The following is a 21,148-nucleotide window of genomic DNA, read 5'->3' as shown; positions in this document are numbered from 1 at the left end:
TGCCCCGCCTCCCCCGGAACGCCCGCCGTCCATCAAATAGCGTCCCGCGAGCGCCAGTTGGCGGCAGCTCATGGCGAGCGCGCAGAAGTGGAAATAAGTGCCCAGCACCAGTTCGACATCGCCGTGGATGGTACCGAAGGCACGCATGTAGTTGGCGAGCGCGCGGTTGCGAAAGCCCGTCTCGCGCTCGGCGGCGGCGACGGTTTCGTCGATTACGATGCTGTCGTCACCCGCCAGTTCGCGCACGAAACGCAGCATCTGCCCGATTGCCTCGCGCGGTTGCAGGCGTCCGAGCAGGACATCGGTCACGACGATGGCGCCGGCGTTGATAAAGGGATTGCGAGGGATCCCGTGCTCGGTTTCCAGCTGGACGATCGAGTTGAACGCGCTTCCCGAAGGCTCGCGCCCCACGCGGGTCCACAACTGGTCGCCCACCGCGCCCAGCGCCAAAGTCAGCGCGAAGACCTTCGAGATCGACTGGATCGAAAACGCTTCGTCCGCGTCACCCGCCGTGTGCACCGCGCCGTCCGCCATGACCACCGCCAGCCCGAACTTGTCGAGCGGCACCTGGGCCAGCGGCGCGATGTAGTCGGCAACCTTGCCCCGGCTGCCGACTTCGCGCATTTCCTCGGCCACTTCGGCGACGATGACGGCAATCGACGACATTGACGGTGCCCCTTCGTCGTCCCGGACTTGATCCGGGACCGCTGGCCGTGAACAGCCCACCTAGCGGCAACGCGCCCTGCCTCAAGCTATCGCCTAAAGAATTGTCAGCGGTCCCGGATCAAGTCCGGGACGACGGACAACTCACCCCGCCAGAACCGCCTTCACCGCCGCGATGGCTTCCGCCGCCTTGTCACCATCAGGACCGCCGCCCTGGGCCATGTCAGCCCGGCCGCCGCCGCCCTTGCCGCCCAGCGTTTCCACGCCCTTGCGAACGAGATCGACGGCGCTGATCGTGCCGGTGAGATCCTCGGTCACGGCCGCCGCGATGGAGGCCTTGCCCTCGTTCACCGCGACGATCGCGGCCACGCCCGAGCCCATCCGCTGCTTGGCCTGATCGAGCAATCCGCGCAGTTCCTTGGGATCGAGCCCCTCGAGAACCTGACCGGAGAACTTCACGCCGTTCACGTCCTCGTCGGCGCTCTCGGCCTTGGCGCCACCGCCGCCGAGGGCAAGCGCCTTCTTGGCTTCGGCCAGTTCGCGTTCCAGCTTGCGGCGCTCTTCGAGCAGCGCGGCAACGCGCGCCTCGACATCTTCCGGGGTGGTGCGCAGCGCGCTGGCCGCACCCTTGAGTGCTTCCTCGCGGGCCACGAGCCACTGGCGCGCACCTTCGCCGGTCAGCGCCTCGATGCGGCGAACGCCCGAGGACACCGCGCTTTCCGAAACGATGCGGAACACGCCGATGTCGCCGGTGGCACGGACGTGGGTGCCGCCGCACAGTTCGACCGAGTAGTTGCGCTCGCCCGCGTCCGTCTTGGCGCTGCGGCCCATCGAGAGCACGCGCACTTCATCGCCGTACTTCTCGCCGAACAGCGCCATGGCGCCCGCTTCGATGGCATCGTCGGGCGTCATCAGGCGGGTAAGCACCGGATCGTTGGCGCGGATTTCCGCGTTAACCTCGGCTTCGATGGCCGCGATGTCCTCGGCGTCGAGCGCCTTGGGATGCGAGAAGTCGAAGCGCAGGCGCTCGGCGGCGACCAGCGAACCCTTCTGGGTGACGTGATCGCCCAGGCGATTGCGCAGCGCCGCGTGCAGCAGGTGCGTGGCCGAGTGGTTGGCGCGAACCGCGTCGCGGCGTTCGACATCGACCGTGAGGTTGACGGCATCGCCGACCTTGATCGTACCGGCTTCGACCGTGCCGCTCATGGCATGAAGGCGGCCAAGCGGCTTGGAGGTGTCGGTGACGACGATCTTCAGGCCGTTGGCGCCGGAAATCGCGCCGCGATCGCCTTCCTGCCCGCCCGATTCGCCGTAGAACGGCGTCTGGTTGGTCAGCACCACGACGTCTTCGCCGGCCGTGGCGGACTCGACTTCCTTGCCGTCCTTCACCAGGGCCACGACCTGGCCTTCGCCGGTGGTCGAGGCATAGCCGGTGAACTCGCTGGCGCCTTCGCGCTCGGCGATGTCGAACCAGACTTCGCTGTCGGCGGCCTGGCCCGAGCCCTTCCACGCGGCGCGCGCGGCTGCCTTCTGCTGGGCCATGGCGGCGTCGAAGCCCGCGCGGTCCACGGCGATGCCGCGCGAACGCAGCGCGTCTTCGGTCAGGTCGTAGGGGAAGCCGAAGGTGTCGTAGAGCTTGAACGCGGTCTCGCCGGGAAGCTCTCCGCCCTCGCCCATGTCGCCCGTCGCTTCGTCGAGCAGCTTGAGGCCATTGGCAAGGGTGCGACGGAACTGCACTTCCTCGCGCTCCAGCGTTTCCTCGATCAGCGGCTGGGCGCGGCCGAGTTCGGGATAGGCCTGGCCCATTTCGGCCACGAGTGCGGGCACCAAGCGGTGCATCAACGGATCGCGCGCGCCCAGCAGATGCGCATGGCGCATGGCGCGGCGCATGATGCGACGCAGGACGTAGCCGCGGCCTTCGTTCGAAGGGAGCACGCCGTCGGCCAGCAGGAAGCTCGTCGAGCGCAAGTGATCCGCGATCACGCGGTGGCTGGCGCGCTGCTCGCCTTCGGCGGCAACGCCGGTCAGGCTTTCAGACGCCGAGATCAGCGCCTTGAAGGTGTCGATATCGTAGTTATCGTGCACGCCCTGCATGACCGCCGAGATGCGCTCGAGGCCCATGCCGGTGTCGATCGAGGGCTTCGGCAGGTTGCCGACGATTTCGCCCGCCGACTGCTCGAACTGCATGAACACGAGGTTCCAGATCTCGATGAAGCGGTCGCCGTCCTCTTCCGGCGATCCCGGAGGGCCGCCCCAGATGTGGTCGCCGTGGTCGAAGAAGATTTCCGAACACGGACCGCAGGGGCCCTCGTCGCCCATGGCCCAGAAGTTGTCCTTCGTGGGGATGCGGATGATCTTCGATTCCGGCAGGCCGGCGATCTTCTTCCAGAGATCGAAGGCCTCGTCATCGGTATGATAGACGGTGACGAGCAGCTTTTCGACCGGAAGGCCCCATTCCTTCGTCAGCAGGGTCCAGGCGTGAGTGATCGCCTGTTCCTTGAAATAATCGCCGAAGGAGAAATTCCCCAGCATTTCGAAGAAGGTGTGGTGCCGCGCGGTGTAGCCGACGTTGTCGAGATCGTTGTGCTTGCCGCCGGCGCGAACGCACTTCTGCGAGGACGTGGCGCGCGGCGCGAAAGGCGTTTCAAGACCGGTGAACACGTTCTTGAACGGCACCATGCCGGCATTCACGAACATCAGCGTCGGGTCGTTGTAAGGAACGAGCGGCGCAGACTGAACGGCCTCGTGACCATTGCTGGCGAAATAGTCGAGGAAGGACCGGCGGATTTCGTTGGTCGTGTGCATAGTCCGCGCCGATAATCCAGCGACGCGGCGGCGGCAAGCGGCTTGCTACAGTCAGACTGTTCGGTTTTCGCGATAAGCGCAGCCGATATGGCTGTGTTGCATGTCTGCCACGGGTTTTGGCTGCGCGCGTCGTCCCGGACTTGATCCGGGACCGCTGGCAGTTCTTTAGGCGCGAACTAGCGGAGGGGGGCCTTGCCTTGAGGTGGGTTGTTCACGGCCAGCGGTCCCGGATCAAGTCCGGGACGACGGGTTTTTCACGTCGCGGCTTGAAACAAAAACCCCGGCGCGATGGCCGGGGTTTTCTTCGTTCTGCGGGGACACGCAGACTTATTCGGCCCAGTCTTACTCTGCGTCGTCTTCCGCCGAGGGGCCGACCATCATTTCTTCGGCAAGGCCAGCGGTCTGCGCGCGGATGGCCTTTTCGAGGCGGTCGGCGATTTCGACGTTTTCCTTCAGGTAGTTCTTGGCGTTCTCGCGGCCCTGACCGATGCGGATCGAATCGTAGCTGAACCAGGCACCGGACTTCTCGACGATGCCGGCCTTGACGCCGAGATCGAGGATTTCACCGATCTTGGAGATACCTTCGCCGTACATGATGTCGAATTCGACCTGCTTGAACGGCGGCGCGACCTTGTTCTTCACCACCTTCACGCGGGTGGCGTTGCCGACGATATCATCGCGGTCCTTGATCTGGCCGGTGCGGCGGATGTCGAGGCGGACCGAGGCGTAGAACTTCAGCGCGTTGCCGCCCGTGGTCGTTTCCGGGTTACCGTACATGACGCCGATCTTCATGCGCAGCTGGTTGATGAAGATCACCATGCAGCGCGAGCGGCTGATCGAGCCGGTCAGCTTGCGGAGCGACTGGCTCATCAGGCGGGCCTGGAGGCCGACGTGGCTGTCGCCCATCTCGCCTTCGATTTCGGCGCGGGGCACCAGCGCGGCGACCGAGTCCACCACCAGCACGTCGATCGCGTTCGACCGTACCAACGTGTCGGTGATCTCGAGCGCCTGCTCGCCGGTATCGGGCTGCGAGACGATCAGTTCATCGATGTTGACGCCCAGCTTCTTGGCATAGACGGGATCGAGCGCGTGTTCGGCGTCGATGAAGGCGGCGGTGCCGCCGGACTTCTGCGCTTCAGCGATGACGTGGAGGGCGAGCGTGGTCTTGCCCGAGCTTTCCGGCCCGTAGACTTCGATCACGCGGCCGCGCGGAAGACCACCGACCCCCAGCGCGATGTCGAGCCCGAGCGAACCGGTGGAGATCGCCTCCACCTGCATCGCTTCCTTGGAACCCAGCTTCATCGCGGAGCCCTTGCCGAACGCCTTGTCGATCTGCGCAAGCGCGGCTTCGAGCGCCTTCTGACGGTCCATGTTGTCCTTTTCCTTGCCTTCCTGGATCAGCTTGAGCTGAGCAGCCATGTCTCTTCCCCTTGCTACCGGCCTGACCGGAAAGGTCAACGTCGCGGGGATCTATGTATCGCCTTTGTTCTTATGGAACAAGAGGGGAACAGTGCTTTATTTCCTATTTTTAACGCCGCTGGCGGTGCGGGCCAGAACATCCCCGACTTTTTCCGAGAGCTGCTGCACCGAAAACGGCTTGGGCATGAACCAGGCGTTGGCGATGCCGATTTCCTTGCGCAGCTGCTCCTCGGCATAGCCGGACATGAACAGCACCGGCAGGTCCGGCGCGATACGGCGGATCTCCCGCGCCATCGCCGGTCCGTCCAGCGACGGCATCACCACGTCGGAGACGACCAGATCGAACCGCCCGCCCTCTTCCACGAGTTCGAGGCCTTCCTCGCCGTCGCGCGCGCAGGTGACGACATAGCCCTGCCGCGTGAGCGCGCGTTCGGCGACGATGCGCACGGGATCCTCGTCCTCCACGAGCAGGATCGCGCCGCCGCCCGCCCACTGGCTGGGCTCGGCCTCGGGCTCCTCGACGGGAGGGGGTTCGGGCGCGCTGCCGGGGGCGACGTGATGGACCGGCAGGTAGACGACGAAGCGCGTACCTTTGCCGGCCTCGCTTTCGGCGAAGATGAAACCGCCGGACTGCTTGACGATGCCGTAGACGGTGGAAAGACCGAGGCCGGTGCCCTTGCCCTGTTCCTTGGTGGTGAAGAACGGCTCGAAGATCTTGCCGAGGTGTTCGGAGGGAATGCCGCCGCCGGTGTCTTCCACGATCAGCGCGGTATAGTCTCCCGCCGGGATGATCTCGCTGCGCATGGCCCGCACGTCGGTATTGCTGATGCGACGGGTGGCGAGCGTGAGAATGCCCGCGCCATCGCCTTTCATCTGCATGGCGTCGCGCGCGTTCACGGCGAGGTTGACGATCACCTGCTCCAACTGCGTCGGGTCGGCGCGGACCGGGCCGAGATCGCGGTCGTGGCTGACCACCAGCTGGATCTTCTCACCGATCAGGCGGCGCAGCATCTGCGAAACGTCAGCCACCACGTCGGGAAGCTGGAGCACTTCGGGCCGCAGCGTCTGCTGGCGCGAGAAGGCCAGAAGCTGGCGGGTCAGCGAGGCCGCGCGGTTGGAATTGGCGCGGATCTGCTGGATGTCGTCATAGTCCGAATCGCCCGGCGTGTGGCGCATCAGCATGAGGTCGCAAGTGCCCAGGATCGCCGTCAGCACATTGTTGAAATCATGCGCGACACCGCCTGCAAGTTGGCCCACGGCCTGCATCTTGGTGGCCTGCGCGACCTGGCGCTTGAGGCGGGTTTCCTCGGAATTGTCGGTGAGGCCCAGCAGCACCGCCGCCTCGCCCAGGCCGCGCACGCCCGCGAGGCTCAGCGAAACCGGATCGTCGGGCTGCGAGGTCAGGCGCACCGCGATATCGCCGGCAGCGGCAGGCCCCTGCGCAAAACGCCGGATCGCCTCGGACAGGGCGCGCTTGTCATCGCGGACCACGAGGTCGGTCGGGTAGCTTGGCGGGTGTTGGCCCTCCTGTCCCGCAGCCCGCATGAAGGCGGGATTGGCGAACAGCAGCCGCCCGTCGCGATCAGCCATGGCGAGGCCGAGCGGCAACTGGCTGAGCAGCGCCTCCAGATGCGGCGCGGCGGTTCCGCCGCCACCACCGGCGCCGATGCCCTGCCCCGCTTCCACCACCAGCATCAGCGAAGGGGTGAGGTTGGGATCGGGCTCAGTAGGCGAATCGGGGTCGGCGATGGGAACGTGATAGAGCACGAGCGGCCCGCCGCGACCGGCGTCACGCGCCCAGCCGATGCGCTCGCCTTCTTCCTGGCTGATCAGCGCCACGAAATCGAGGCCGGTCATATCGGCCAAGCCGTCGCCGGTGGCGCGCTGGGCAAAGCCGGCGCTGGCCGCGCGGATCATGCCGTCGGGATCGACCACCGCGGCCGAAATCCCCGCGCGAGCGAGCCCCTTCCCCAGCTTTCCGTCGACCTGCCGCACCAGTTCCCCGACGATATCGACCGAGTTGACCGGCCGAATTCGCCAGACCAGAAAATCGTCCCCGCGCCCCGAACGCTGGATCTCGACCCGCCAATCCAGCGCCATCTCGCCTTCGGTCCGCACTTCCGCGCGGGCGTGACCGTCGCGCCAGGCAGAGCGGACGGCATCGGTGAGCCGCTCTAGCGCGGCATCGTCCACCGGCAGGCGCGGCGGGGGGCTGGCGGTGCCGAACCACTGTTCGAAACTGCCGTTGGCGCAGGCGAGGCGCCCCGCCCGGTCGGTGACGGCAATGGCGATATCGGTGCGATCGATCGCCGCCACCGTCACGGACCAGTCGGGCTGGGCGAATTCCACGTCAGCGGCTTCGGGGCGGCGGTTGGCGAGCATCCAGGCAAGGCCGCCGAAAACCATCAGCGTGCCCGTGAGTATCGCCACGAGCAGGCCATCGCCGCTCACCAGCCAGACAAGCGCGGCGCTGGCCACGAGGGCGAGCGCGACGATCGTCGTGTCCGAAAGCCCCGCTATGCGAATCTGGCTCTGCGGCCCATCGGCCCCTTTCCCAGCAGCCCCCTGCCCGCCTGCCTTCATGCAATTCCTTCCGTGTCGCCCGTTTTCACTGGAGGCTGCCCGGCCTCGCTTTCGGCATGGCGGAACAGGCTGCGATGACGGCGGGCACGATGCTTGCGGCCGATCCAGTAGCGCCAGAACCACATGGTGAGAAAATAGCTGACGAAGGCCGCGACCACCGACTGGATGAACAGGCCGATCAGCACCGCCGGCGCCGTGTCGGACAGTAGCCAGCCTCGCCACTGCGCCAGGCCCGCGCCTTCGCGCACCATCGCTTCCACGGTGGCGATATCGGCGTGATAGCCGAAGCTGTTGCCGATCGCGACCGCCACGGGAAGGATGATGAGCAGCGTCGTCACCGGATTGCTGATGAAGGTGACGGCGGCAGCCAGCGGAATGTTTCCGCGAAACGGCACGCACATCAGCGCCGCGCCGACGATCTGGACGCCGGGGATCAGCGCGAAGATGCCGATGAACATGCCCACGGCCACGCCGCGCGGCACCGATCGGCGGGTGAAGCGGAACAGTTCCGGCCGCCGCGTGAAAGGCGCGGTGAAGCGATTCGCCTCAAGCTGCGCATGCGTGGGCATCTGGCCGTGCAGCCAGGCGCCCAGGCGGTGCAGCAGGTCGCTCACTTGTGCTCGCGCAGGATGCGGCCCTGCTCCCGCTTCCAGTCGCGTTCCTTGATCGTATGGCGCTTGTCGGCGGCGTTCTTGCCCTTGGCCAGCGCGAGTTCGACTTTGGCGCGGCCCCGGCCGTTGAAGTAGATCGAGAGCGGCACCAGGGTCATGCCCTTGCGCTCCACCGAGCCTTGCAGGCGGGAGAGTTCGCGCTCATGCAGCAGCAGCTTGCGCGGGCGCTTGGGCACATGGTTGTAGCGATTGCCGTGGCTGAATTCCGGGACGTTGGAATTCACCAGCCAGCATTCGCCGTTCTTGATCTCTGCGTAGGATTCCGCGATCGACCCTTCGCCGAACCGCAGCGATTTCACCTCGGTGCCGGTCAGCGCGATGCCGGCCTCGAAGGTTTCCTCGATGTAGTACTCGAAGCGGGCCTTGCGGTTTTCCGCGACGCTTTTGTGCTTGTCGAATGTCGGGTGCTGCGGACGTGCCATGATGACCCGGCATGTAGGGATTCGCGCGCGAAAAGGAAACGTCTCCTTTGCGTGATTTCGTCATCCCGTGATCGACGGACGGTCCGGCCGTGGGAGCGCGCCTTCTGGACGACTTGTCGGGCTGGCGACAACCCGCGTCCGATGAAGGAAAATTAACCGCGCCTGCGCTGAAGATGGCCCTTGCCATCAGCGCCGACAATTTGAATACCCTGGAACAAACGGGGGTAATTCAACGTGCGCACCATATTTCGGTCGGCCCTGCCGGCTGCCTTGCTTATTGCCGGCTCTACATCGTCCCTTGCCCTGGCGGCCGCGCCTCCCGCATCGAACCAGCCCCCTCCGCTCGATGCCTATGGCGAACTGCCGCAAATGGAGGATGCCGCTCTCTCTCCGGACGGCACATCGATCGCCAGCGTGGTGCATACCAACGGCGTCCGCCGGGTCGTCGTGCTCAAGAACGGCGAAGTGCTGTTCAACGGCTCTTCGGGGGACACCAAGGTCCGTTCCATCGAATGGGCTGACAACGACACCATTCTCCTGACCAACAGCGCAACCGTGCCGATGTTCGGCTTCGCCGCCGCCAAGTACGAGATGAGCGGCACGATCATCCTGCCGCTGCGGCCGGGCAACGAATCGGGTTTGGTGTTCGGCAAGACCAAGGGAATCGCGAAGACGACGCGGGGCCGCTACGGCATCCGCACCATCGACGGGCGCACGGTCGGCTATTTCGGCGGCATCGCCCTGGAGGTCGATGGCTTCAACACCCGCTGGCGCCATGGCCGCACGACGCTCTACGCGGTGGACATCGCCACCAACCGCCCCCGCATCGTGGCCCAGCCGGCATCGGAGGACCATTACCGAGACTGGCTGATCGACCGCGCCGGCAACGTGGCGGTCTTCCTCGACGTCTCGAGAAACAATGGAGTCTGGAAGATCACGTCTCCCAAGGGCGCGGAGCTTGCCCGCGGCGTCGATCCCACCGGCGACGTCAGCCTGGTCTCGTTCGCCAAGGATGGCTCGACCGTGGTCTACGCGATCGAGGACGAGGACGGCACCTCGCACTGGTACGAAGCGCCGCTGGCAGGCGGCGAGACCAGGGAAATCATGAACGAGGTCGGCATCGAGCGTCTGTTTGTGGACCGCAACAGCGGTGACATGATCGGCTACCGGACCCAGGGCGAAACGCCCAGGACGATCATGGACAATCCCACCTACCAGAGCGCGATCACCCGCATCTTCAAGGCCTTCGCGGGCCGCGAAGCGCATCTGATCGACTGGACGCCGGACTTCTCGAACGTGCTGGTGCGCACCACCGGCAACAAGGACAGCGGCACCTGGTACCTCGTGGACGTGCGCGCCAAGCGGGCCGATCCGATCGGCAACGAGCGCCCCGCCATCGCGCCGGAACAGGTCGGCGCCATTTCCACCGTGGACTACAAGGCGCAGGACGGCCTCGACATGGACGGCGTCCTCACCCTGCCGCCTGGTCGCGAGGCCCGGAACCTGCCCGTGATCCTGCTGCCGCACGGTGGCCCGGCCGCGCACGACAAGGCCCAGTTCGACTGGTGGGCCCAGGCTTTCGCCTCGCGCGGTTATGCGGTGTTCCAACCCAACTTCCGGGGCTCGACCGGCCGCAGCGATGCCTTCCGCCACGCCGGGAACGGCCAGTGGGGCCGCACGATGCAGACCGACATCTCCGACGGACTGGCCGAACTGGCAAAGCGCGGACTTGTCGATCCCAAGCGGGCCTGCATCGTCGGCGCCAGCTACGGCGGCTATGCGGCGCTTGCGGGCGTCACCCTGCAACAGGGGCTCTATCGCTGCGCCGTGTCGGTGGCGGGCGTCGCCGACCTCAAGCTGATGTATGCCACCGATATCCGCGAGAGCGGCGATTCGAAGATGCTCACCAAATCCCTGCGCGAACAGCTCGGCGATCCCAGGCTCTACGACGAAGTATCACCCCGCCGCTTCGCCGCGCGGGCCGATGCGCCGGTCATGCTGATCCACGGCAAGGACGATACCGTGGTCGGCTACAAGCAGAGCCAGGTCATGGCCGATGCCCTGAAGGATGCAGGAAAGCCCTACGAACTCGTCACCCTGCCGGGCGAAGACCACTGGCTCTCGCGCGAGGAAACGCGCAAGAAAATGCTCTCGGAAGCCGTGCGCTTCGTGCAGAAGCACAATCCGGCGGATTGATGCCTTTGGGCTGAGGGGGAGAGAATCGGCCATAGTGAGGAAGAAAACCTCGTCGTCCCGGACTTGATCCGGGACCGCTGGCCATGAACAGCCCACCTGACGGCGGGGCCCCCTGCCGCCTGGCTGCCACGGCGAGAGCACGCGCCTAAAGAACTGACAGCGGTCCCGGATCAAGTCCGGGACGACGCTACCTTTCTGGCGCTACCTTTCTGGCGCTACCTTTCCGGCGCTACCGTTCCTACACTATCCTCAACGCTATCCGCTGCTTGGCGCCGTCTTCAAAGCGACCCTCAGGCCGCCTTGACGAGCCCCGCATGAACCAGCGCCTCGTCCACGGCCGTGCGGGCCTTGTCGCTGCACGGGACGAGCGGCAGGCGCAGTTCGTTCTCGATCCAGCCATGCACCTGAGCCAGCGCGTACTTGCACGGCCCCGGCGAGCTGTCCTCGAACATGGCGTAGTGCAGCGGATAGAGCAGGTCGTTGAGGCGGCGCGCTTCTTCCAGGTCGTTGGCCGCGCAGGCCGCCTGGAACTCGGCGCAGAGCTTCGGCGCCACGTTCGCCGTCACCGAGATGCAGCCCACGCCGCCCGCAGCGTTGAACGGCAGCGCCAGTTCGTCGTCACCGCAGAGCTGCACGAAGTGCTTGCCGATGCCCATGCGGTGGTCGGTCACGCGGCTGAGATCGCCGCTGGCGTCCTTGATGGCGATGAAGCGATCCGGGAACCGGCGCGCCAGTTCGCAGACGGTTTCCGGCAGCAGATCGGTGACGGTCCGACCGGGCACGTTGTAGAGCACGATCGGCAGGTCGTTGTTTTCCGCCAGATAGGTGAAGTGCGCCAGCAACCCTTCCTGGCTGGGGCGGTTGTAGTACGGCGCCACCAGCAGCGCCGCAGAGGCACCGCACTTCTTGGAGAAATTCATGTGCAGCAGCGCGTTCATCGTATCGTTGCTGCCGCAACCGGCGATCACCGGCACCCGGCCCGCCGCCTGTTCGACGCAAAGCTCGATGACGCGGTGGTGCTCGGCGTTCGAAAGCGTCGAATTTTCGCCGGTCGTGCCGCAGGGAACGAGCGCCGAGGAGCCCGATTCGATCTGCCAGTCCACGAGTCGCCGAAAGGCCTGTTCATCGAACGCTCCGTCGCGAAACGGTGTAACAAGCGCAGGAATGGAACCCGAGAACATGGACTTTACCTCACCTGATGTTCATTGATCGGAACCGACGGACCCGATGTTCAGCGCCTGATAAGGAGCCTTTTCCCAAAATGTCCAGCATGCAGCGTGTCGCCCCCCTCGTCTTGCTTGCTTCGACCGCCCTGTTCGGTATCGCAATCGGCAGCCCCGCCGCCGCGCAGGACGGCCGTGAATGGGATCTCGCCAAGGCCCGCGCGATGCAGTCGCACGACATGGCCGTCCATCAGTCGATCGATCGCTGGCGCCAGCTCGTCGCGTCCGACAGCTTCGACTTCGGCAGCTATTCCTCCTTCCTGCTGACGTATCCGGGCTACCCCCAGGCCGACAAGATTCGCGCCTCGGCGGAACGGGCGCTGGTCAACCAGTCTCCCGACGCCAATTCGCTGGTCGCGTTCTTCACCCGCTATCCGCCGCTGTCGAACCAGGCCGCCGGGCGCTATGCGGTAGCGCTGACCACCCTGCGCCGCCCCGATGCCCAGCAGCGCGCCCTTGCCGCCTGGCGCGGCGGCTCCCTGGCGCAGAGCGACGAGGCGCTGATCCTCGCCACTTATCGCGGCGCGCTGACCACCGCCGATCATGACGCGCGCATGGACCGCCTGCTCTGGCAGAGCGAGACGTCGCAGGCCGAGCGGCAGATCTCCTTCGTCTCCGCCGAGCGCCGCGCCCTGTTCATGGAGCGGCTCACCATGCTGCAAGGCTCGCCCCCCGGTTCGCTGGGGCTGGTGCTGACGCCGCAGATGAACGCCGACGCCGGCTATATCTATGCCCGCGCCGTGCAGGCCCGAAAGAGCGGCAACCTGCCCGGCGAGATCGCCCTGCTGGCCAATCGCCCCACCCTGACGGCCCCGGTGCCGGAGCCTGAAAAATGGGTGCGCGAACTGCTCACCGCCGCAAAGGGCGCGGGCGCGGATTCGGCGGTACGCATCGCCGGCAGCATCGACGACGCCTTCGCACCGGGCACCGACATCAGCCAGCAATCCTACCGCCTGCGCGACGACTACACCTCGCTGGTCTGGCTGGGCGGCACCAAGGCGCTGTGGCAACTGGGCGACGCCCGCCGGGCCGCGCCGCTGTTCTACCGCTACGGCGCCGCTGCGCAGACGCCGGGCACGCGCTCCAAGGGCTTCTACTGGGCAGGCCGCGCACTGGCCCGCGCCGGGGACGCGACCGGCGCCAACCGCTATTTCCAGATGGCCGCCGCCTATCCGCACTACTTCTACGGCCAGCTGGCGCTTGAACGGCTGGGCCGCCCCCTGCCCGATCTCGACAGCCGCCCCCGCGCCGTGCCAACCCAGGCCGAGCGCAGCGCCTTCCTGGCCAAGCCGCTGACCGCCGCCGTGCGCGACGTGGCCCGCGACGCCGACTGGCGCACCGGCGTGCAGTTCTTCCGCGAGATATCGGACCAGGCCCAGAGCGAAGCGGACCACGTGCTCGTCGCCGAACTCGCCCGCGACATCGGCCGCCGCGACCTTGCCGTGATCCTGGGCCAGAGCGCCCATGGCGACGGCTACCAGGACTTCGGCCAGATCGCCTATCCGCTGATCCCGATGCCGCCCGGTGCGAACTTCGCCATGGTCCACGCCCTCACCCGGCAGGAGAGCCAGTTCGCGCAGAACGCGCTCAGCCACGCCGGTGCGCGCGGCCTGATGCAGCTCATGCCCGCCACGGCGCGGGAGCAGGCAGGCAAGCTCGGCATGGCCTACGACCAGAACCAGCTTGTCAGCGACGCCAGCTACAACATCCGCCTTGGCGATGCCTACTTCGCGCGGATGACGGACTACTTCAGCGGCTCGCTGCCGCTGGCTGTCGGAGCCTACAACGCGGGCGCGGGCAACGTGAACAAGTGGCTGCGCGCCAACGGCGACCCCCGCACCGGCGCGGTAGACTGGATCGACTGGCTGGAGCAGATCCCGATCTACGAGACCAAGAACTACATCCAGCGCGTGCTGGAAAACGCGGTGGTCTATGAGTCGATGTACCCGAAGGAGTCGGGCTATCGAGGGAATACGCCGCTTACGCAGCTGATCGGGAAGCGGACGCCGGGGTGAAAGAACAAGGGGAATAAGCAGGGGCCATCGCCCCTGCACCCCACAACTGTCCAGGTCACGCGGGCTAACCTCGTCGTGTGCCCACGGCTGCGTCGGGAGACTTAATGGCTGCGCCGCAGGGGGCGCACTACGGATAAGTGGCGCGCGGCGCCGACATTCCGAGGGTCCGGGGGATCATCCCCCGGGTCTTCCTCTTTCTCAAATGCCCTTAACCCTGAACAACCCCGCCCCGTGCGAAGCAAGCCGCGCCGAAACGCGCGCTTCGACCGCGCCGAGATCCTTGCCCTCCCACAAGTCCTGCACCGAAGCCTTCGCGCCCAAACCAAGCAGCGAAAGCGGCACGCTCACCTCCCGCTCCTTGTCCGACACGTTGAACAGCGCCACGTAGCGATTCTCGCCACCCTCGGCGCGCGCGGTCCAGACCTTGGTACCGTCGTCGAGGAACAGCGGCGTGTTGTCGGTGCTCGCCTGGTTCACCGCCAGCACCTCGCGGTTGGTGAGCAGCGCCAGCGTCGGCGCGTCGAGGTGGCGCAAGTCGCCGCCCATGATCAGCGGCGAGCGGGCGATCGACCAGAGCGTCATCAGTGTGCGCTGCTCGTCGGGCGTAAAGCGGGTGTCGCGGTCGCCCAGGGCGAGGCGGCCGAGCGGCAGCATGTCGGCGTCCGGCCAGGAGCCGGGGCCGCGGAACGGCGTCCAGTTTTCGAGGCGGGTGAACTGCGCGTAGAGCTGCGCCCATTCGTCCCAGAAGTCGTCGGAGATGCGCCACATCTGGGCATGCTGGCGAACGTGGGCGCCGCGCAGGACGGGGGTTTCGCCGGGCGAGAGGCTGAGCACCATGGGGCGGCCGCAGCGGGCGATCGCCTTGGCGGCGGCCTCGATCTCGGGCGCGTGGGCGTCGTAGGGGCGGCTCATGTCGTCCATCTTGACGAAATCGACGCCCCACGAGGCATAGAGCTTGAAAATACTGTCGTAGTATTCCTGGGCGCCGGGCTTGCTCATGTCGACGCCGTACATGTCGGGGTTCCAGGAGCAGATGCTGGAGGTGTCGGCAATGTCCTGCGCGCGCAATTTGGTGCCGAGCACCGGGAGGTTGAGCTTCACGGCGTGGCGCGGGATGCCGCGCATGACGTGGATGCCGAACTTCATGCCCATGGCGTGGACCTTGGCGGCGAGCGGCGCGAAGCCCTTTCCGCCCTTGGACGAGGGGAAGCGGTTGGGTGCGGGGATCATCCGGCCGTTGGCGTCCAGCGCCGGCACCGGGTTGGCGTTGTAGGTGTAGCTCTTGGCATCCGGCTCATACCACTGGATGTCGACGGTGAAGACGTCGTAGCCGAAGGGCAGCAGCTTCTCGCGCATGATCGCGGCGGTTTCGAGGGCCTGGGCCTCGGTGATGGTACCGGCGAAGCTGTTCCAGCTGTTCCAGCCCATCGGCGGGCGCGGGGCGAGCGCGGCGCCGGGCGCGGCAGGCAGCGCTGCGGAATTGGCGCCGACAGGAGCGATCGTCTGGGCACCGGCCCTGGCGGCAAGCCCGGCCAGCGGTGCGGAAGCGGCGGCGAGCAGCGCGGTGCGGCGTGAAATATCCATGATGATCCTCAAATCCCGTTAGATCTTGGCCGCTCTTTTGTCGGACTAATAGGCAGTGCGCAAGCCGGTGACGAAGCGGATCGGGGACTTGGCCGGATCGGCAATGCTTTATAAGGGTCTCGTCATGAAACCCGCCGGTCCTCCGATCTCGCCTTCAGGCATGGCCGCGCTGCGCGCCCGCTACGACCACCTGCTCGGCAAGGAGCGGCCAGAGATCGTCGAGATCGTCTCCTGGGCGGCGGGCAACGGCGACCGCTCGGAAAACGGCGACTACCTCTATGGCCGCAAACGCATGCGCGAGATCGACCGCGAACTCGGCTATCTGGCGCGCCGGATGAAGGCGCTGCGCGTCGTCAATCCGGCGGACCAGACCGAGCGCGGCAAGGTCTTCTTCGGCGCCAAGGTGACGATCGCGGACGAGGACGACAACCACAAGACGCTGACCATCGTCGGGGACGACGAACAGGATGCCGCCAGGGGCCTGATCGGCTGGAGCGCCCCCCTCGCCCGCGCCCTGCGCGGCGCCGCCGTGGGCGACCTCAAGATGGTGCGCCTGCCTTCGGGCGAGAAGGAATGGGAAGTTCTGGAAATCGAGTACCCGGCACCGTGATCCGGCGCCTGTCCGCGACAGGACTGCCACTGGCACTGGCCCTTGCGGGCCTCATCGCGGCCCTGCCCGTCGCGCCCGCGCTCGCTCGCGAAAGTCTCGGCATCTACGCAACCTGGGGTGCGTTTCGCGATCCGGTGATTCCGCGCTGCTATGCCATCGCCATGGCCGAGCCCAATGCGGCGGCGCGCGAGTATCAGCCTTTCGCGACGGTGGGATCCTGGCCACGCCGCGGGGCACGAGGGCAAGTGCATGTCCGGCTTTCGCGCCGCATCGCGCAAGGGGCGCAAGTCACGCTCTCTATCGGCAGGCAGCGCTTTATCCTCGTGGCGGGTGAAGGCGATGCCTGGGCGCGGGACGAGAAGGACAATGCCGCGATCGTCGCGGCCATGCGATCCGCGCCCCGCATGACCGTCACTGCGCGGGACCGGCAGGGCAGGCGCTTCGTCAATGCCTGGGCGCTGCCGGGTGCCGCCTCTGCCATGGACGCCGCGCTGATCGGCTGCGCCAGACTTCAATAGATGACAACCTGCCATGAAAAAGGGCGGGAACTTTCGCTCCCGCCCCTCTCCTTCGATTGAACGCGTGGCTTAGAAACGCACGCCCGCGCCGACCATCACCTGGTGACGGTCGAGGTCGAGGTCGAAGCGCTGGCCGTCCGCGATGTCGCCGGTGTAGTCGAGTTCGCCCTTCTCGTAGTTCGAGTAGCGATATTCGAGCTTCACGAAGGCATTGTTGGTGATCGCCTGCTCGACGCCCGCGCCGATCCGCCATCCGTCGGCGTCGATGTCGCGGTTGGTTTCGACATCGCCGAAGGTGCTGCGCACGTCGAACTTGGCGTTGGTGTAGCCGCCCTTGGCATAGACCATGGTGGTCGGCGTCACGACATAACCGACGCGCGCGCCCACATAGAGGTCGCGGTTGGTCTTGACGTTGCCGAGGCCGAAGCCTTCGAAGTCGCCATCGTCGAACTTGGTCTTGGCGGTCGACCAGGTCACTTCGGCTTCGGGGCCGAACACCAGGTTGCCCGAGCGGAAATCGTAGCCCGCGCCGACGCCGTAAGCGAAGCCGTCGATCGACTGGTCGTTGTCGACATTGACGTCGTCATCGACGCTGCTGCCGGCCTTGGTGACATCGTAGCCGGCAAGCGCCTCGACGTGGAAGCCCGAGAAGGGCTGAACCGGGCCGGTGTCCTGTGCCATGGCGGGCGCGGCGACGGCAGCGGTTCCGAGGGCGAGGCAGACGAGAATCTTCTTCATGGGATGCTCCATTCGTTGTTTTTTCCGACGGGCATCCGTTGGCGGCGACCGGCCCGTCTGGACTGGTCAAATGATCGTTATACGGGTGGAGTTTCCTGAACCTAACACAACGAAAAGGCTGATGTTTTTCGGTCACAGTCAATCGACGGGGCGCCTTGGGCAAGCGCTGAACGAAAGGAACCGGGAATCCTTTGCGAACGTTCGCGCGGGCTCGTCTGCGCGCGCATCTTCCGTTTTTGCTCCGGATGCACTATATGCCCGCCCAATCATGACAGACGCGACCAACACTCTTTCCGGCGCCACCGGCGCTGCTCCCCATTCCGGCGCCCCGATGACAATCCCCGGTCATATCGATCCCGTGCCGGTGCCCCGCCCCGGCCTGGTGGAGGGCGTGACCCCTCGCGAGGATGGCCGCATCGACTTGCTGGGCCTGCCCAAGAAGCGCATCGCGGAACTGTTCGAAAGCGCCGGTCTCGACGCCAAGGCCGCCAAGCTGCGCGCCAAGCAGGTCTACCACTGGCTCTACCATCGCGGCGTTACCGAGTTCGAGGCGATGACCGACATCGCCAAGACCATGCGCCCCTGGCTCACGGAACGCTTCGTGATCGGCCGCCCGGAAATCGTCGAGGCCCAGCATTCCAGCGACGGCACCCGCAAGTGGCTGCTGCGTACGGCGGACGCGCACGATTTCGAGATGGTGTTCATTCCCGATGCGGATCGCGGCACGCTCTGCGTGTCCTCGCAGGTCGGCTGCACGCTCAACTGCCGCTTCTGCCACACCGGCACCATGCGCCTGGTGCGCAACCTGACGGTGGGCGAGATCGTCGGCCAGGTCATGCTGGCGCGCGACACCCTGGGCGAATGGCCCAAGGGCCGCATGGACTTCGCCTTCGGTGACGGCGTGGATGGCGCTGAAACAGGGGGGGGCGAAAGCGACGACGAGGAAGGCGGCTATTCGTCGGACGGCCGCCTGCTCACCAACATCGTGATGATGGGCATGGGCGAGCCGCTCTACAATTTCGACAATGTGCGCGACGCGTTGAAGCTGGTGATGGACGGTGACGGCCTTGCCTTGTCGAAGCGCCGCATCACCCTCTCCACTTCCGGCGTGATCCCGCAGATGGCGCGCTGCGGCGAGGAGATCGGCGTGAACCTGGCCGTCTCGCTCCACGCGGTGACCAAGGAAGTCCGCGACGAGATCGTGCCGGTCAACAAGAAGTACGGCATCGAAGACCTGCTCCAGGCCTGCGCCGACTATCCCGGCGCGTCCAACGCGCGCCGCATCACTTTCGAATACGTGATGCTGAAGGACAAGAACGACAGCGACGCGGACGCGCACGAACTGGTCCGCCTGCTGAAGAAGTATAACCTTCCCGCCAAGGTGAACCTGATCCCGTTCAACCCCTGGCCCGGCGCGCAGTACGAATGCTCGACGCCGGAGCGGATCAAGGCCTTCTCGGAAATCGTGTTCCGGGGCGGCATCTCTGCCCCGGTGCGCACCCCGCGCGGGCGCGACATCGATGCGGCCTGCGGCCAGCTCAAGACCGCCGCCGAGAAGAAGAGCCGCGCCGAACTGGAGCGTCTCTACGCCGAGAAGGAAAAGGAACTCGGCTGACCTTTCGCGATTCCCGGCTCTTTCGGCTGCATTGGCATTACGCGTTTGGCGCCATGCCAAAGCAGCCCTAGGGTCAGAGCCGAGATCGACCGAAAGGACTTTGGATGACCGAGACCCTGCCCCCGACTGCCGGTGACGCGCGCCTGCGCGGCATGATCCATCTGCCCGGCGGCACCTTCACGATGGGCTCGGAAACCTTCTACCCAGAGGAAGCGCCTCTGCGCCGGGTCTCGGTCGATGCCTTCTGGATCGACGAAGCGCCCGTCACCAATCGCGAGTTCGCCCGCTTCGTCGAGGCGACCGGCCATGTCACGGTCGCCGAAGTCGCCCCCGATCCCAAGGACTACCCCGGAATGCCGGCGGAGATGGCGCACGCCGGCTCGCTGGTCTTCCGCAAGACGGCCAAGCCGGTGGATACGTCCAACCCGGGAAACTGGTGGAATTTCGAATTCGGCGCCTTGTGGCGTCATCCGCTGGGGCCGGACAGCGATATCGATGCGCTCGACTTATGGGACCATCCCGTAGTCCATGTGGCCTATGCCGATGCCCAGGCCTATGCGGAATGGGCGGGCAAGGATCTGCCGACCGAGGCCGAGTTCGAATTTGCCGCCAAGGGCGGGCTTGAAGACGCCGACTATGCCTGGGGTGACGAACTCGCGCCGGAGGGCCGGATGATGGCCAATTACTGGCAGGGCCTGTTCCCGTTCGCCAACCAGTGCCTCGACGGATGGGAACGCACGTCTCCGGTCCGCAGCTTCCCCGCCAATGGCTACGGCCTCTACGACATGATCGGCAATACCTGGGAATGGACGCGGGACTGGTGGTCGGAACGACCGCAGAGCGGCACCAAGCCGGGCGGCTCATGCTGCGCGATCAGCAATCCCAAAGGCGCGAAGCTCAGGGAAAGTTTCGATCCCGCGCAGCCGCAAGTAAAGATCGGCCGCAAGGTGATCAAGGGCGGCTCGCACCTTTGCGCTGCGAACTACTGCCAGCGCTATCGCCCGGCGGCGCGCCACCCCGAAATGATCGACACCGCGACCACGCATATCGGATTCCGCTGCGTGGTCCGCTAAGGCGGAAGGGGGCGACCGGGAGAAACCCGGCCACCCCTTTGACGATGTCGTTACGGCCTGATCAACGCGCCAGCGCGAGAGCTACCGGAGCGCGGCTCACTTCCTCGACGGGAACGAAGTCCACCGTCTCGCGGAATTCGCCGCCATGGGTGATGAGCCCCTGGTTCACCGCCCAGATCGCAGCCTGGGTACGGTTCTGCACCATCAGCTTGCGCAGGATCGCCTTGACGTGGACCTTCACGGTCGCCTCGCTGATATCCAGGCGATAGGCGATCACCTTGTTGGGATAGCCCATGACCAGGCAGCGCAGCGTATCGATCTCGCGTTCGGACAGCAGTTCGCTCAGCTGCACCTGCACTTCGGCCTTGCCTTCGGCGATGACCTGCTTCTGCGGGAGATGCTGAAGCAGCGCGCTGGGCAATACCTTTTCACCCTGGTTAACCAATCGCAGAGACTCGATCAGCGGTTCGGAACCGATCTCCTTCAACAGGAAGGCATGGGCGCCGAGCTGGAACGCTTCCACCATCTGGCCGAATTCGAATTCGTCGGTCAGCAGCACCGCGCGCATCTGGGGATGGCGCTCCTTCATGGCGGGAAGGCATTCGAGCAGGTCGCCGCAGGTTCCCATGTCGAAAACCGTCAGCCCCACCGGTGGCATATTGCTGTCGCTGAGCACCGCGTCGCAGTCCTTGAAGAACTGAGTGCACTTGAATTCGCACTTGTCGAGGATCTTGCAGATCCCCTCCCTCACGAGGGAGTTGAAACCGACAATGCTCACGGATACTTCATCAAAAGTCGACATCGTCTTTCTCTCCTGAATAACGGAAATACGGACGACCCAATACATGTTATAATATTGTTTTAGGACTGTTCCTTACACACCCAAGCGCAGGAAAGAACAGTCAAAGAACCGCCCTTTCGGACAGATCCCGAATTAGAAATTATCGACAATCGCCGGATGAGATAGCCAGAATGGCCTGCCCCCCTTTGTATGCCCCCTATTTCCACCCACA

The 21,148-nt window shown here is 65.6% G+C and carries 16 protein-coding genes; 6 read left to right on the top strand and 10 right to left on the bottom strand.

Translation table 11 applies throughout. From position 1 onward, the window contains the following. The 6 genes from glsA to smpB all read right to left on the bottom strand — a co-directional run. The coding region (glsA, locus tag ACI3K3_RS18080) for a glutaminase A (protein ID WP_404916149.1) at positions 1-666 on the bottom strand (666 nt) is incomplete at its 3' end. Positions 667-807: 141 nt separating this feature from the next. Further along, positions 808-3,468, bottom strand: coding sequence for an alanine--tRNA ligase (gene alaS / locus ACI3K3_RS18075; RefSeq protein WP_404916147.1), 2,661 nt, complete (start codon positions 3,466-3,468; stop codon positions 808-810). A gap of 342 nt (positions 3,469-3,810) precedes the next feature. Further along, positions 3,811-4,887 (bottom strand): recombinase RecA, encoded by a 1,077-nt coding sequence (recA, locus tag ACI3K3_RS18070; protein ID WP_404916145.1) that lies wholly within the window; start codon positions 4,885-4,887, stop codon positions 3,811-3,813. Positions 4,888-4,983: 96 nt separating this feature from the next. Further along, positions 4,984-7,470, bottom strand: coding sequence for an ATP-binding protein (locus tag ACI3K3_RS18065; protein ID WP_404916143.1), 2,487 nt, complete (start codon positions 7,468-7,470; stop codon positions 4,984-4,986). After that, positions 7,467-8,084 carry a DUF2062 domain-containing protein gene (locus ACI3K3_RS18060; protein ID WP_404916141.1) on the bottom strand — a complete coding sequence of 206 codons (618 nt, stop codon included), beginning with the start codon at positions 8,082-8,084 and terminating at the stop codon, positions 7,467-7,469. The genes ACI3K3_RS18065 and ACI3K3_RS18060 overlap by 4 nt, the downstream gene beginning before the upstream one ends. Next, positions 8,081-8,563, bottom strand: a complete 483-nt coding sequence (gene smpB, locus ACI3K3_RS18055) for an SsrA-binding protein SmpB (protein ID WP_313443336.1) — start codon at positions 8,561-8,563, stop codon at positions 8,081-8,083. The genes ACI3K3_RS18060 and smpB overlap by 4 nt, the downstream gene beginning before the upstream one ends. 234 nt (positions 8,564-8,797) lie before the next feature. Here smpB and ACI3K3_RS18050 point away from each other — a divergent pair, with 234 nt between their 5' ends. Then, positions 8,798-10,759 carry a prolyl oligopeptidase family serine peptidase gene (locus tag ACI3K3_RS18050; protein ID WP_404916139.1) on the top strand — a complete coding sequence of 654 codons (1,962 nt, stop codon included), beginning with the start codon at positions 8,798-8,800 and terminating at the stop codon, positions 10,757-10,759. A gap of 290 nt (positions 10,760-11,049) precedes the next feature. Here the strand turns inward: ACI3K3_RS18050 and dapA are convergent, their stop codons facing one another. Continuing rightward, the gene (gene dapA, locus ACI3K3_RS18045) at positions 11,050-11,940 is read right to left on the bottom strand and encodes a 4-hydroxy-tetrahydrodipicolinate synthase (RefSeq protein WP_404916137.1); all 891 of its coding nucleotides are present in this window, start codon (positions 11,938-11,940) and stop codon (positions 11,050-11,052) included. An 80-nt stretch (positions 11,941-12,020) separates the two neighbouring features. On the opposite strand from dapA, the gene ACI3K3_RS18040 reads away from it, so the two are divergent. Further along, on the top strand, positions 12,021-13,997 hold the full coding sequence (locus ACI3K3_RS18040) for a lytic transglycosylase domain-containing protein (RefSeq protein WP_404916135.1): 1,977 nt from the start codon (positions 12,021-12,023) through the stop codon (positions 13,995-13,997). A gap of 198 nt (positions 13,998-14,195) precedes the next feature. Here ACI3K3_RS18040 and ACI3K3_RS18035 read toward each other — a convergent pair whose 3' ends face one another. Then, positions 14,196-15,581 carry a glycoside hydrolase family 27 protein gene (locus tag ACI3K3_RS18035; RefSeq protein WP_404916133.1) on the bottom strand — a complete coding sequence of 462 codons (1,386 nt, stop codon included), beginning with the start codon at positions 15,579-15,581 and terminating at the stop codon, positions 14,196-14,198. Between the two features lie 124 nt (positions 15,582-15,705). Between ACI3K3_RS18035 and greB the strand changes: the two genes are divergently transcribed. Further along, positions 15,706-16,191, top strand: a complete 486-nt coding sequence (greB, locus tag ACI3K3_RS18030) for a transcription elongation factor GreB (RefSeq protein WP_404916159.1) — start codon at positions 15,706-15,708, stop codon at positions 16,189-16,191. Continuing rightward, complete coding sequence (locus ACI3K3_RS18025; RefSeq protein WP_404916131.1) at positions 16,155-16,709, top strand: hypothetical protein; 555 nt, start codon at positions 16,155-16,157, stop codon at positions 16,707-16,709. The genes greB and ACI3K3_RS18025 overlap by 37 nt, the downstream gene beginning before the upstream one ends. A gap of 69 nt (positions 16,710-16,778) precedes the next feature. On the opposite strand, the gene ACI3K3_RS18020 is transcribed toward ACI3K3_RS18025, so the two are convergent. Then, the gene (locus ACI3K3_RS18020; RefSeq protein WP_404916129.1) at positions 16,779-17,447 is read right to left on the bottom strand and encodes an outer membrane protein; all 669 of its coding nucleotides are present in this window, start codon (positions 17,445-17,447) and stop codon (positions 16,779-16,781) included. Between the two features lie 331 nt (positions 17,448-17,778). Here ACI3K3_RS18020 and rlmN point away from each other — a divergent pair, with 331 nt between their 5' ends. Together rlmN and ACI3K3_RS18010 are read left to right on the top strand one after the other, a co-directional pair. After that, positions 17,779-19,062: a 23S rRNA (adenine(2503)-C(2))-methyltransferase RlmN gene (gene rlmN / locus ACI3K3_RS18015; RefSeq protein WP_404916157.1), complete on the top strand. Its 1,284-nt coding sequence runs from the start codon at positions 17,779-17,781 to the stop codon at positions 19,060-19,062. A 152-nt stretch (positions 19,063-19,214) separates the two neighbouring features. After that, a complete protein-coding gene (locus ACI3K3_RS18010; protein ID WP_404916155.1) occupies positions 19,215-20,135 on the top strand; it encodes a formylglycine-generating enzyme family protein in 921 nt (306 codons plus the stop codon). Positions 20,136-20,196: 61 nt separating this feature from the next. On the opposite strand, the gene ACI3K3_RS18005 is transcribed toward ACI3K3_RS18010, so the two are convergent. Continuing rightward, entirely contained in the window at positions 20,197-20,937 is a 741-nt protein-coding gene (locus tag ACI3K3_RS18005) for a LuxR C-terminal-related transcriptional regulator (protein ID WP_404916127.1), read from the bottom strand. Positions 20,938-21,148 lie beyond the last annotated feature (211 nt).

The sequence above is a fragment of the Novosphingobium sp. ZW T3_23 genome (assembly GCF_044987305.1).
Lineage (GTDB): Bacteria > Pseudomonadota > Alphaproteobacteria > Sphingomonadales > Sphingomonadaceae > Novosphingobium.
Note: the sequence above shows the minus strand (reverse complement) of the source record. Positions and strands in the feature narration are given on the sequence as shown.